The following is a 12,524-nucleotide window of genomic DNA, read 5'->3' as shown; positions in this document are numbered from 1 at the left end:
AAGAGAAAGAAAGGATGAATAGTATGGATAAAAAGTTATATGAACATCATATGGATGAGCAGGTCAACTTGTTCTTATTGATCAAATCTGCAGAAGAAAAAACGACACGCAATGGTAAACCGTATCTAGCGTTTACATTTCAAGACACTAGTGGTGAAATGTCAGCAAATTACTGGGATGCTTCAGAAGAAGATATCGAAACTTTTCGTTCTGGAACAGTGGTTAAAGTTAATGGAAAAAGAGAGGAATATAAAGGTAGCCCACAGCTGAGAATCAATGCAATTAAACTAGCGGCAGATGGTGAGCCTTCAAATCCTGAACTTTATGTTGAGAGAGCGCCTATCAAGAAAGAGAAAATGATTGAGCAGTTTAATAAGGCGATTTTTGATATCACAAATGCAAACATGAATCGTATCGTTAGACATATTATGAATAAATACCAAAAAGACTTTTTTCAAAGTCCGGCAGCTAAAACAAATCATCATGCCTTTTTAGGCGGGCTTGCCTTTCACACGATCTCCATGCTCAATATCGCGCGCTCACTTGTTGAACAGTATGACTTTTTAAACCAATCTCTGCTATTTGCAGGATTAATTTTGCATGATGTGGGGAAAGTAGTAGAACTGTCAGGACCGACGGCTACCGAATATACTCTTGAAGGAAAATTGATTGGACATATTGTGATTGTGAATGAAGAAATCTCAAAAGCATGTCAACATTTGAAAATTGATGAAACAAGCGAAGATGTCGTTATGTTGAAGCATATGGTTCTTTCTCACCATGGACAATTAGAATATGGATCGCCTGTGAGACCACAATTAGCTGAAGCTGAGGCGTTACATTATATCGACCAAATTGATGCAAGGATGAACATGTTACAGTCAGCCCTTAAAAAGACAGAAAAGGGATCCTTCACCGAGCGCATGTGGGCAATGGAAAATCGTTCATTTTATCAAACAAACTTAACCGATAATAATTAATTTAATGAACCTTCAAAGTTAATTCAATACTTTGAATAATGTGTTACGATTCTGAGTATTTTAACGAAAAACTGTAATTTATCGTGACATAGGTTTAAAAAATATCAATGCTGTGGTATATTAATCAAAGTATAGAAGAGCAAAAAAGCAGCCGGTAACGATAACTGTTAAGACAGTTTTCGCTAAATGGCCGTTTAACGCTAAAACTTTAGAAGTAGGATGTGTAAAGTATAATATGAAAAAATGGTTAATCGCGACAATGGCTTGTTCAGGTTTGTTACTTGCAAGTTGTTCAAATAGTCCAGAAGTTGCCTCTACTGAAAATGGAAGAATCAGACAAGATGAATTGTATGAACGCATGAAGAGCGAAGTCACACAATCAGGGACAACTTACGGAGAACAAATGCTTCAACAAATGCTTCTTGAAGATATTTTAGACAACGCTTATGGCGATCAGGTTACTGAGGATGATGTCGAAGCTGAGTTTGAATCAGAAGCTGAACAGTATGGTGGCGTCGATCAATTTAGAGAGTTGATCAAAAATCAAGGATTATCAGAAGATGACTTGAAAGAAACTATGCGCACATCTTTATTAGTAGAAGAAGCAATCAAAGCACATGCTGATTTCTCTGACGAAGACATTCAAGAAGCTTATGATAATTATTCAGTTAATAACACTGTTGCACATATTTTAGTAGAAGATGAAGAAACTGCTAAAGATATCATTCAACAACTAAATGATGGTGCTGACTTTGCAGAACTTGTAAAAGAATATTCTACTGATACTGCTTCTGTAGCTAACAATGGCGAAATGGAACTAGTTGAAGGGCAGACTGTACCAGAATTCGAAGAAGCAGCTAAAGCTTTGGAAAATGAAGGAGATATTACACAAGAGCCTGTTAAAACAGAATTTGGTTACCATATTATTAAATTGGTAAGTGTTGGAGAAAAAGGAACGCTTGAGGAAGAGAAAGATACAATCATGGATAACATGATAGCTGAAAAATTAGCTGATCAAGCATATGTTCAAGAAGTGATCTCTGGACTGGTAGCAGATGCTAACGTTCAAATCGCAGACGATGATCTTAAGAATGCAATGAGTGCTTATACGCAACCTGCTGTTGAAGAGCCTGCTGCAGGAGAAACACCAGCTGAAGATACAACGACAGAACCAGAAACTGATGCTGAAGAAGACACGGAAGATAGTGCGGATCAGGATCAAAACTCAGATGAAAATCCAGATGAAAATACTGAAGATAGTACCGAAGATTCAGAGTAATTCACCTGTTAATAAAAAAGAAGACTTGCCAACTGGCAAGTCTTCTTTTTTATGGAAAATCATTTTATAGTTGTACTTTTAATACTTACCGTAGCTGCTTCAATATCTTTACTGATTTTATCTGTTTTACGTTGAATTCTTTCGATTCTTGGTTGTGCTTCATACATGTACTCGTTTGATAAAGCCTGAATGTCCGTGATGAACTCTATTTGGAGTTTGACGCCTTCATCGGTCAAATTTTGTAAGGCAACTTTCAGGTCACCCACCTTATCGTTCACGTCTTTAACATGATCAGTTGTGTCATCAACATAGTTCTTTAATTTTTCTTGATTTTCTTTACCAGATCTTGGTGTTGTTAACAATCCGTACGTACCACCTAAAATAATGCCACTTAAACTACCTAATAGAAAATGTTTCATTTTGCCATCGCCTCCAATGCAGTGATTAAATCTGATTTTATTTTATCTAATGCTTCATCTGAATATTGTTGTGAATTATCCGCCCATTTCAAACCGAAATCATCGTCTTCACCGTAACGGGGTATGAGATGGATATGACTATGAAAGACGGTCTGAGAAGCTACCGCTTCATTGTTCATCAATATATTCATTCCCTTAACGTCAGGATTATGTGCTTTAATCGCTTTTGCGACTGTGGGTACACTGGCAAATACGTTAGAAGCTAATGTTTCATCGTATTCGAAGATATTACGAACTGGTTTTTTTGTAATGATTAATGTGTGTCCCTTCGTCACTTGAGATAAGTCCATAATAGCGATAACGTGGTCATTTTCGAATATCTTACGAGCAGGAATATCGCCATTAACAATTTTTGTGAAAATACTTTCCGTCATCTTCATTCCTCATTTCATCTATCAATAACTAAAATTATGCTTATACTAAATAGTTTATCATACAAATATTATTTTTGATAAAAAGAAGCATGAATCTTACGATTGTCTTTTTAGACTTGTGGTAAAATAGATAGAGTAGAAATAGGAGGAAAGTGTAGAATGAGTTTACAAATACAAAATGTCACAGGTGGTTATACAAGAAGACCTGTTTTAAAAGATCTTTCTTTTGATGTGCTAGATGGTGAGTTAGTTGGACTGATTGGATTGAACGGTGCTGGTAAGAGTACGACCATTAAGCATATTATGGGATTGCTGGAGCCGTTTGAAGGAAATATATTGCTGAACGGGCAAACTATTAGAGAAAATAGTATAACGTATAGAAAGAATATTGGCTTTGTACCCGAGACACCCGTATTATACGATGAAATGACTTTGAAAGAACATATTGAAATTACAGCAATGGCTTATGGTATTGATATAGCCATTGCGCACAAGAGGGCTGAGCCGCTGCTTTCCATATTTAGATTGACAGATAGACTGGAATGGTTTCCTTCTGACTTTTCAAAAGGGATGAAACAGAAAGTCATGATTGTTTGTGCCTTCCTCATTGAACCGAGTCTGTATGTGATCGATGAACCATTTCTAGGGTTAGATCCTCTGGCCATTAGAGATCTATTAAAATTGATGCAAGAACGCAAAAAGCAAGGGGCATCCATACTAATGTCTACCCATGTATTGACGAATGCTGAAAAGATTTGTGATTCTTTTGTGATTCTTCATGATGGTAAAATCTTCGCAAAAGGAAATCTTTCTGATCTACAGAAACAATTTGAAATGCCTGGAGCAAGCTTAGATGAAATATACGGACAACTTGCTGATGAAGAAGGGTTTGCTTTATGACCGTTCAATCACTTTTCAAGCAGCGTTCGACAATTTACATGAAACAATTATCGCGTTATATGAAATACGTCTTAAATGATCACTTTGTTTTAGCCCTATTACTATTGCTAGGTGCTGCTGGATTTGGTTACTCTAATTATATACAAACAGTTCAAACCGGTGAGTTTATTCCTAGACTAGTATTGCTTATTCTTATGACCGGTGCAATATCGATTGGCAATATATCAACATTGTTGCAGCAAGCAGATAGGGCATTTTTACTTCCCTTGGAATCAGAACTTTATCCTATTTTAAAGAAAGCCGTTTGGAAAAGTATGATGATTCTGGCATTACCGCTAGCGTTCGTTTCGATTGCCGCTATGCCACTGCTCGCCAGTACGATGGCTACCGTTCAGTTAGACATGTGGCCAATTTTTGTTGCCACAACGATTATGCTAAAAATAATGGATTTGAACATCGAATTTATGACCTATTTTGTGAATGATTCAACCAAAAGAACCACCTTCCAGTATCTAGCTAAATGCATCATGATCATAGGTCTGGCGAGTAGTCTGTTTATTAATTTGCTGATAGGATTCGTTTTTTCAATCTTAGTTGCATTACTAAGCTTATTGCTTATTAGATTAAACAAGCAACAGCACAAAAGTCTTCAATGGGACTATGTAATTAGTCGAGAAGAGAATAGACAACAAGCGATTTATCGCTTTATCAATCTCTTTACTGAAGTCTCTTTTATTGAGTCTCACCCTAAAAGGCTTAAGGTGTTAGACAAGCTCATTGCGTTACAGTCAAGTCGCAACAAAGAAATCCACTATTACTATATAGTGAGAACTTTCTACAGAAACCCATCTTTTAGTGGGCTAGTTATAAGACTTACCTTAATTGGTATGTTGTTTTTTTCATTTGATACAGCACCGGGATTAGATTTGGTGATAGGACTACTGTTTCTGTACCTTATTGGCTTTCAACTGATACCGATTTATCAGCAATTTAAACAAAATTTTTATTTTCAATTGTACCCGATTGAAGAGACTGGTAAAATAAAATCCATCCAGCGATTAATAACGGAAGTTTTAGCAGCAGTGCTACTACTTTTTATAGGAGTAAGTCTTTTCAAAAGTTTGTTTAGTAGTGGACTGATTCTTATTGGTGGTTCGTTATTTATAGGCTTATTCACAAGGCTGTACCTTCCAAAACGACTGTATCGCATGGAACAATATTAATTTAAGAAGTGAGGAAAAGACATGAAAGTAATCTGGAATAACCAAATTGTTGATCGAGAAGAAGTGAGAATAGATCCTGAAGATAGAGGCTACCAGTTTGGCGATGGGATTTACGAAGTTGTGAGAGCCTACAATGGTTATTTTTTTGGTTTAGATGAGCATGTCGACCGTCTATATTCAAGTGCGGACAAAATCGAAATGAAGATTCCTCAAACTAAAGAAGAAATGAAAACATTGATGACTCGATTATTGAATGAAAGCGATATTCAAACAGGTAATTTATATCTGCAAGCAACAAGAGGGATTGCTTCTCCAAGAAATCACGTGTATCCTGATATGAGCGTACTCCCTACTATTACAGGAACAGTCACCACTGTCCCTAGAGATGCCCATAAGATTGAAACGGGTATTACAACGATCACAGAACCAGATATTAGATGGTTGAAATGTGATATTAAATCGATTAGTTTGCTCGGAAATATTATGGCTAAGCACGAAGCACATAAAAATAATGCTGAGGAAGCCATTTTGCATCGTGATGGTATCGTGACAGAATGTTCAGCCTCTAACGTAGCGATTGTTAAAGATGATGTCATTTATACACATCCTGATGGTCATTTAATCTTACCAGGTGTTACAAAAATCGTTTGGCTAGCCTGTGCAAAAGAATTAGGAATAGAAGTTAAAGAAGAACCATTCACATTAGCGCAATTAAAAGACGCGGATGAAGTTTTCTGTTCTAGTACGACAATTGAAGTTATGCCTATCCATACGATAGATGGAGAGACTGTCAATGGCGGGAAGCGTGGAAAAATAACGGCTAAACTAGCAGACGCTTTTAAAATTAAAATTGAAGAAACATGTGGGGAAATCTGAAGAAAGGATTAGACTGTCTAATCCTTTCTTCAACTTACTGATAAGAAAAGCCTATTCATGGAGTGGATGAATCCTTTTTCTAATGAAAGAAAGGATTATTGTGCAAAAAGAACATCTATCCGCTTGACGAGTAGGCTATTTCTTCCTACAATAGAATAGACAATGGTATCGGGAAGATGGACGGACGAATATGTGTAAAAGGATTGAGTGGATATGGAGTTAGAGAGAGAAACGGGGTGGAAACTTCATCCTATCGGTGGGGACACTGGTCAAGCTTATATGGGGACAAAAAATGAGGAAAAACTATTTCTTAAACGAAATTCATCGCCTTTTTTAGCGGCACTTTCGTTAGAAGGGATTTCTCCTAGATTGATATGGACCAAAAGAATCGGAAACGGCGACGTTTTAACAGCACAAGAGTGGTGCAATGGTCGGAATTTATTTAAAGATGAAATGCTTTCTCCAAGAGTAGCCAATATACTTAAAAAAGTTCATCGTTCTCAAAGTTTGAAAAGAATGCTTCAACGAATGGGTGGAAAATCAATTACACCGCAAGACTTGCTAGCCGAGTATCAAGAGAATTTATCAGGTGATCTAGTAGAACATCCACAGCTTAAAAAAGCACTAGAGTGGGTGAATGTTACGAAACTAGATATTATCAAAGATTCTGAAGTGACGGTATGCCATGGCGACGTCTCGAGGAAAAACTGGCTACTTTCTGAAGAAGATGAGCTCTATTTAGTGGATTGGGATTCAGCTGTCCTTGCTGATTTGGCTTATGATATAGGCCAATTGTTTAGTCGATATATCGACAAAGAGCAGTGGGATAACTGGTTAGTTGACTACGAACATGAAATTACAACCTCTTTTATGACGCGTATACAATGGTATGTCATTATGACTTTACTCATAGATGTAAAAGATGCCCATCGTAAAGGGCAGTATATCAAAATGAACAATTCAATTATCAAAATCGATCAATTAATTTGAGGTATGAATGATTTAGCAATTATTATTGGACTATATTATAAGTGGAATGAGAGGGTCAGACAATCTTGAATGGATCTGTCCCTGTTTTTACGTTAAGGAGAGAGTTTATGCGTTTAAGAAATAAACCAGGAGCAGAAGAGAAATTATTAGAATACCAACAGTTTGTAGTAGCCCAACCAGATAAATGGAAAGGGAAATGGCAAGAGCGATTTGAGAAAAAACAACCGTTGCATATGGAAATCGGTATGGGTAAAGGAAGATTTTTAATTGAAATGGCTAAGCAAAACCCTGACATCAACTATTTAGGGATTGAATTGCAAACGAGTGTGATTGTATCTGCTTTAGAAAAGCAGATAGAAGAAGCGTTACCGAACGTACAACTTTTACAAGTGAATGCACAAGATTTGAAAGCATACTTTGAAAAAGGAGAAGTAGATCGGATATATCTGACGTTTTCTGATCCTTGGCCAAAAAACAGACACGAAAAAAGAAGATTAACTTATAGAAGCTTTTTGGAAAGCTACGAAACGGTTCTTGATGAAAAAGGAGAATTGCACTTCAAAACCGATAATCAAGGTCTCTTCGAATATTCTTTAGTTAGCTTTTCCGAAAAAGGAATGATTTTAAAAGAACTCTATCTCGATCTTCACAACAGTGATGTTGAAGGGAATATTATGACGGAGTACGAAGAAAAGTTTTCGAAAAAAGGAAATCGCATCTATAAAACAGTAGCCTATTTTCCCAACAACGAATAAAAATAAAAAAGCGTAACGAATGTAGCAAACTGCTTTCGTTACGCTTTTATAAAGTTTTAAACTCTGTATAAATCAATTAAGCTACCAGTATAGGCATCTGCAATGAATTCATATTGGACCAAAATGTTTTCTTCTAAACGTGAGATACCACCATAATAAACGTCAGTAGAATAAGCAAATTTTTTCCAAGGGACTTTTGTCAATTCGATCCAAGAACCATCGATCGGTCCTTCTTCTCGAAACTGATCCTTGATTGCTTCTAGAATTGTATCTGCATGAATAGCTTGTTTCTTTGAAACTTTAGGGTATAAGAAAAATCCTAATAAAAAAGTAACCATGAATCCTAATGCGCCTAATAAGTAGGTTGCTTGCTTTTGGTTTAATTTGTTCTCCATTGTCTAGCCTCCAGATTATAGTTGCTTGAATAAAGTCTTAAGTCATTTTAACATATATAGTATAGGAGTGTAATAAGAATATATAAGAAAGAGACTTAAAAAGAAGCAGCTTTTTGTGTATAATTGAAAAGATCGCTCTTGGTAAAATACTGATGAGCTAGAATCGCCAAATGAACGTTGCAATCTTGTACCTATCTGGATTGTTTTCACTGGTTTACATGTAAATATTTAATGAATCGAGAAGGAGGAGCTAGATAGGTCACTGGCTAAATAAAAATGGATAATCAAACATTCGAACGAATAAAAAAAGTTACAGAATTACAAGGTACAAGTGGATTTGAACATGCTGTAAGACAGTATATGAGAGAAGAAATGACCCCTTTAGTTGATCGTGTTGAAGTAGACGGACTTGGTGGTATTTTTGGTATTAAAGAATCCCAAAAGAAAGAAGCACCTAAATTGATGGTTGCAGCACACATGGATGAAGTCGGCTTTATGGTTGCTACAATTACTGAGAAAGGTCTGTTTAAAGTTGTTCCTTTAGGAGGCTGGAATCCTTACGTCGTTTCTGCGCAGCGATTTACGTTACAAACGAGTATAGGAGATTACCCTGTTGTCTCTTCATCCGTTCCACCGCACTTGCTGAAAGGGAAAGGCGCTAGTTCACTTAGTGTAGAAGACATTCACTTTGACGCTGGTTTTGATTCTAAAGAAGAAGCATTATCTTATGGTGTTAGGCCAGGAGATGCAATAGTTCCCCAAGTAGAAACAGTAAAAATGGCTAACGGTAAAACCATTTTAGGAAAAGCTTGGGATAATCGTTATGGTGTAGCCGTTGTATTAGATGCGCTCAAAGAAGTAGAAAATGAGTCACTCCCAAATACCTTGATTGCTGGTGCAAATGTTCAAGAAGAAGTTGGCTTAAGAGGGACAAAAGGAGCCGTAACAAAATTTGATCCAGATGTATTTATTGCCGTCGACTGTTCTCCAGCAAACGATGTTACTGGAGGACCAGATGCTTTTGGTAAACTTGGAGAAGGTTTCTTGATGCGTATACAAGACCCAGGTATGATCCTTTCTAAAGAGATGCGTGATTTCTTGTTAGATACTGCGGAAACCAACAATATTCCATACCAATACTTCATCTCAAAAGGTGGAACTGACGCTGGAGCTGCTCATCAAATGAATCACGGTATTCCAAGTGCCGTTATTGGGGTATGTGCGAGATATATTCATACACATCAAACCTTGTTTAATATTGAAGATTTTGAAGCAGCAAAAGAAATGGTGACGCAAATTATTCGTACACTTGATCAGTCGACATTAGATACTTTGAAAATAAAATAAAAAAGACAACCACCGTAGAAGGAGAACAATATGCTAATCACAAGTTACAATAACAAAGGACTCAATGATATATTAATGATTCAACTGGCAAAATGCTCAATCGATAATCAAATTACTGAAAGAAAAGGAAATATCACGAAAATCGTTTCTAAAGATAATGGAGATACTGTAGGTTTCAATTTTTTTGAAGTTTCAGAATTACTAGACTTGAAAAATAATGGACCTGTTACGTTGAGTGAGCAAGAAGTCGACACATTAAATCAACAAATCAAACAAAATGGTTGGTCAGACGAGCTTGTTGCTGATCCATCACCGAAATTTGTGGTGGGACATGTCAAAGAATGTAAGCCGATGGCAGACTCGGACCATTTGAATATCACACAAACTGAAATAGACAACGGGGAAGTTGTCCAAATCGTTTGTGGTGCTGCTAATATTGCAGAGAATCAAAAAGTCGTTGTCGCTAAGCCAGGAGCAATTATGCCGGACGGTCTTGTTATTTGGCCTGGGGAACTAAGAGGAACAAAAAGTAGTGGAATGATCTGCTCTGCCAAAGAATTAAACTTAGACCAAGTATCAATCGGTATTTTGGTACTTGATGAAACAGAAGAGACTGGTAGCAGATTTGAGTTAAACCGTTAATCATTTGATTGATCGATGTCAAATTAGAGAGGAGGAAGCGTAGTGGGAGAATATAATGGACCAAGTTTTATGAAACATGCTAAACATCACTCTTCGCATACATCAACGAACCGATTGAAGTCAAATCTTGAAAATAAGAATGAGCATAAGAGTGAGAATGATGAACAGCAAATCTTCAATGAAGATCGTACACACTCGCTTCCGAATCAAATTCGAAGTAGAGCTGAAGTCGAAAAAGGATTTCAGGAATATCTTCACGATAAAAAGATAACTGATACACCAAATCGTACGAAACACTACATTGAGCCTCCTTTTGAAGTGAGCAGAGTTCCTTCTCCTATATATGGATTTAAAAAGCCAGTGAAAAAATCTGTGGAGACTTGGGACTATACGGCATTAACAGAAGCATTGAAGAAAGAACCGTTTGATTTTATTCTTTTTGAAGAATATGTAACAGAAGAAATAACCTCTTTTTGGGACAAACAAGAGCACCATTCGAAAGAAACAGGATCTCCTGATAAGAAAGAATTCACACAGACTTTTAAGACTGAAAATAAACAAGATGAAAAGAAACGAATGCGACTGCATCGTTCGCTTATGAATATTATTCAAGAAGAACAACTAGGTGCTAATGCATCAAAAAGAAATATACCTGGCTTTTTTTCAGATGAAAATGAATGAAGTCTCATTAGATTAGAGCGTTTGATACTAGATTTTTATCATGATTTGCATTATAGTATAAAATCGTTACGTGATGTTTTTTCAAAAGCGGTAAAAGGCGCGATAATCAATGGTGAAGTAGAATTTTGGAGGACTTTTAATGGATCAAACGATGATTTATCATTTTGTCGGTATCAAAGGATCAGGTATGAGTGCATTAGCATTGATTCTTCACGACAAAGGATATACAGTTCAAGGATCAGATGTCAATAAGTACTTTTTTACTCAAGAAAATTTAGAAATTGCACAAATTCCTATTTATGTATTTGATGCAGATAATATTAAAGAAAATATGGTAGTAATTGCTGGAAATGCCTTCCCAGACACACACGAAGAAATTGTTCGTGCGAATGAAATGGGTTTAAAGGTGGAGAGATACCACGACTTCCTTGGTGAATTCAGTAACCAATTTACAAGTGTAGCTATTACAGGCTCACATGGTAAAACAAGTACTACAGGCTTGTTAGCTCATGTATTAAGTGGTATTGAAAAAACGAGTTATCTTATCGGAGACGGTACTGGTAGTGGTGTAGAAGATGCGGAATACTTTGTATTAGAAGCTTGTGAATATCGCAGACATTTTTTAGCTTACAAAACAGACTATGCGTTAATTACCAATATAGATTATGACCACCCTGATTATTATACTAGTGTGGAAGACGTAGAGAATGCTTTCACGAACTTTGCTTCTCAGATCAAGAAAGCTGTTTTTGCGTGTGGTGATGATGAGCGTTTGCAAAATTTGCAGGTTTCTGTACCGGTCGTTTTCTATGGTTTCGAAGATAATAATGATTTCCAGGCTAAGAATATTGTGCGTTCTACAGAAGGTTCTTCATTTGATGTTTATGTGAGAGGAGACTTTTACGGGCAATTCTCTATTCCTTCATACGGAAACCACAATATTCAAAATGCATTAGGCGTTATTGCTTTTTGCCATTATGAAGGCGTTAATCAAGAAAAAGTTACTGAACGATTAAAAACGTTTAACGGTGTCAAAAGAAGATTCACCGAAAAACAAGTAATGGACACGGTTATTATTGATGATTACGCGCATCACCCCGCAGAAATCAAAGCGACATTAGATGCTGCTCGTCAAAAATATCCTGACAAGGAAATTGTAGCAGTATTTCAACCGCATACTTTTACTAGAACCGTTGCATTGTTGAGCGATTTTGGTGAGTCACTGGATCTTGCAGATTTTGTTTATTTATGTGAAATTTTTACTTCTGCACGTGAACAGTCAGGAGATATTACAATCGATGATCTCTTGAATAAAATTGAAAAAGGATTAGCTGTTGTAAGTGAAGAAGATATGTCGCCGCTCTTAAAACACAGAGGATCGGTATTTGTCTTCATGGGCGCAGGGGATGTTGAGAAATTTGAACATGCTTTTGAGTCACTACTAAGCCAATCTAAAGCGCAATACTAAGGTTTAAAGAAAACTATCTCCGTGGAGATAGTTTTTTTTATGTGCGCCCGACATGGGCGACAACTTGGTGGTGAAAGTCCACTACAGACTTGGCAGTAGGAACTGTTAGCGAATGACAAGGGTGTCCGCCGTGAG

The 12,524-nt window shown here is 36.7% G+C and carries 14 protein-coding genes; 11 read left to right on the top strand and 3 right to left on the bottom strand.

Annotated features, from left to right (window positions below):
• Nucleotides 1-23: 23 nt before the first annotated feature.
• Nucleotides 24-980: a 3'-5' exoribonuclease YhaM family protein gene (locus J5J05_RS02500; RefSeq protein WP_208559115.1), complete on the top strand. Its 957-nt coding sequence runs from the start codon at nt 24-26 to the stop codon at nt 978-980.
• Nucleotides 981-1,215: 235 nt separating this feature from the next.
• Nucleotides 1,216-2,259 (top strand): peptidylprolyl isomerase, encoded by a 1,044-nt coding sequence (locus tag J5J05_RS02495; protein ID WP_208559114.1) that lies wholly within the window; start codon nt 1,216-1,218, stop codon nt 2,257-2,259.
• A gap of 59 nt (nt 2,260-2,318) precedes the next feature.
• Here J5J05_RS02495 and J5J05_RS02490 read toward each other — a convergent pair whose 3' ends face one another.
• Nucleotides 2,319-2,678 (bottom strand): YtxH domain-containing protein, encoded by a 360-nt coding sequence (locus J5J05_RS02490; protein ID WP_208559113.1) that lies wholly within the window; start codon nt 2,676-2,678, stop codon nt 2,319-2,321.
• On the bottom strand, nt 2,675-3,112 hold the full coding sequence (locus J5J05_RS02485) for an HIT family protein (RefSeq protein WP_208559112.1): 438 nt from the start codon (nt 3,110-3,112) through the stop codon (nt 2,675-2,677). Before J5J05_RS02485 ends, J5J05_RS02490 begins: the two co-directional genes overlap by 4 nt.
• Nucleotides 3,113-3,271: 159 nt before the next feature.
• Between J5J05_RS02485 and J5J05_RS02480 the strand changes: the two genes are divergently transcribed.
• The 5 genes from J5J05_RS02480 (at nt 3,272) to trmB (ending at nt 7,856) form a co-directional block, all read left to right on the top strand.
• A complete protein-coding gene (locus J5J05_RS02480; RefSeq protein WP_208559111.1) occupies nt 3,272-4,012 on the top strand; it encodes an ABC transporter ATP-binding protein in 741 nt (246 codons plus the stop codon).
• Complete coding sequence (locus tag J5J05_RS02475) at nt 4,009-5,235, top strand: ABC transporter permease (protein WP_208559110.1); 1,227 nt, start codon at nt 4,009-4,011, stop codon at nt 5,233-5,235. The genes J5J05_RS02480 and J5J05_RS02475 overlap by 4 nt, the downstream gene beginning before the upstream one ends.
• Nucleotides 5,236-5,256: 21 nt before the next feature.
• A complete protein-coding gene (gene dat, locus J5J05_RS02470; RefSeq protein ID WP_208559109.1) occupies nt 5,257-6,111 on the top strand; it encodes a D-amino-acid transaminase in 855 nt (284 codons plus the stop codon).
• A 213-nt stretch (nt 6,112-6,324) separates the two neighbouring features.
• Nucleotides 6,325-7,101 (top strand): phosphotransferase family protein, encoded by a 777-nt coding sequence (locus tag J5J05_RS02465; protein WP_208559108.1) that lies wholly within the window; start codon nt 6,325-6,327, stop codon nt 7,099-7,101.
• A 107-nt stretch (nt 7,102-7,208) separates the two neighbouring features.
• Entirely contained in the window at nt 7,209-7,856 is a 648-nt protein-coding gene (trmB, locus tag J5J05_RS02460; RefSeq protein WP_208559107.1) for a tRNA (guanosine(46)-N7)-methyltransferase TrmB, read from the top strand.
• A gap of 56 nt (nt 7,857-7,912) precedes the next feature.
• Here trmB and J5J05_RS02455 read toward each other — a convergent pair whose 3' ends face one another.
• Nucleotides 7,913-8,251: a hypothetical protein gene (locus J5J05_RS02455; RefSeq protein WP_208559106.1), complete on the bottom strand. Its 339-nt coding sequence runs from the start codon at nt 8,249-8,251 to the stop codon at nt 7,913-7,915.
• 276 nt (nt 8,252-8,527) lie between these two features.
• Here J5J05_RS02455 and pepA point away from each other — a divergent pair, with 276 nt between their 5' ends.
• The 4 genes from pepA to murC all read left to right on the top strand — a co-directional run bounded on the left by pepA (nt 8,528) and on the right by murC (nt 12,389).
• Nucleotides 8,528-9,598 (top strand): glutamyl aminopeptidase, encoded by a 1,071-nt coding sequence (gene pepA, locus J5J05_RS02450; RefSeq protein ID WP_208559105.1) that lies wholly within the window; start codon nt 8,528-8,530, stop codon nt 9,596-9,598.
• Between the two features lie 30 nt (nt 9,599-9,628).
• The gene (gene ytpR / locus J5J05_RS02445; RefSeq protein WP_208559104.1) at nt 9,629-10,240 is read left to right on the top strand and encodes a YtpR family tRNA-binding protein; all 612 of its coding nucleotides are present in this window, start codon (nt 9,629-9,631) and stop codon (nt 10,238-10,240) included.
• A 42-nt stretch (nt 10,241-10,282) separates the two neighbouring features.
• Complete coding sequence (locus tag J5J05_RS02440; RefSeq protein WP_208559103.1) at nt 10,283-10,921, top strand: hypothetical protein; 639 nt, start codon at nt 10,283-10,285, stop codon at nt 10,919-10,921.
• Between the two features lie 139 nt (nt 10,922-11,060).
• Nucleotides 11,061-12,389 carry a UDP-N-acetylmuramate--L-alanine ligase gene (murC, locus tag J5J05_RS02435; protein ID WP_208559102.1) on the top strand — a complete coding sequence of 443 codons (1,329 nt, stop codon included), beginning with the start codon at nt 11,061-11,063 and terminating at the stop codon, nt 12,387-12,389.
• The last annotated feature ends 135 nt before the right edge of the window (nt 12,390-12,524 follow it).

The sequence above is a fragment of the Marinilactibacillus kalidii genome (assembly GCF_017599325.1).
In the GTDB taxonomy this organism is placed as follows: Bacteria; Bacillota; Bacilli; order Lactobacillales; family Carnobacteriaceae_A; genus Marinilactibacillus; species Marinilactibacillus kalidii.
The sequence above is the reverse complement of the archived record's forward strand: the minus strand, read 5'-3'. Positions and strand labels throughout refer to the sequence as shown.

Coding starts and splice junctions, on each gene's coding strand:
- J5J05_RS02455 (WP_208559106.1), bottom strand. CDS start 8,251: ATGGAGAACAAATTAAACCAAAAGCAAGCAACCTACTTATTAGGCGCA.
- J5J05_RS02475 (WP_208559110.1), top strand. CDS start 4,009: ATGACCGTTCAATCACTTTTCAAGCAGCGTTCGACAATTTACATGAAA.
- J5J05_RS02485 (WP_208559112.1), bottom strand. CDS start 3,112: ATGACGGAAAGTATTTTCACAAAAATTGTTAATGGCGATATTCCTGCT.
- J5J05_RS02495 (WP_208559114.1), top strand. CDS start 1,216: ATGAAAAAATGGTTAATCGCGACAATGGCTTGTTCAGGTTTGTTACTT.
- murC (WP_208559102.1), top strand. CDS start 11,061: ATGGATCAAACGATGATTTATCATTTTGTCGGTATCAAAGGATCAGGT.
- J5J05_RS02480 (WP_208559111.1), top strand. CDS start 3,272: ATGAGTTTACAAATACAAAATGTCACAGGTGGTTATACAAGAAGACCT.
- J5J05_RS02465 (WP_208559108.1), top strand. CDS start 6,325: ATGGAGTTAGAGAGAGAAACGGGGTGGAAACTTCATCCTATCGGTGGG.
- pepA (WP_208559105.1), top strand. CDS start 8,528: ATGGATAATCAAACATTCGAACGAATAAAAAAAGTTACAGAATTACAA.
- dat (WP_208559109.1), top strand. CDS start 5,257: ATGAAAGTAATCTGGAATAACCAAATTGTTGATCGAGAAGAAGTGAGA.
- ytpR (WP_208559104.1), top strand. CDS start 9,629: ATGCTAATCACAAGTTACAATAACAAAGGACTCAATGATATATTAATG.
- J5J05_RS02500 (WP_208559115.1), top strand. CDS start 24: ATGGATAAAAAGTTATATGAACATCATATGGATGAGCAGGTCAACTTG.
- trmB (WP_208559107.1), top strand. CDS start 7,209: ATGCGTTTAAGAAATAAACCAGGAGCAGAAGAGAAATTATTAGAATAC.
- J5J05_RS02490 (WP_208559113.1), bottom strand. CDS start 2,678: ATGAAACATTTTCTATTAGGTAGTTTAAGTGGCATTATTTTAGGTGGT.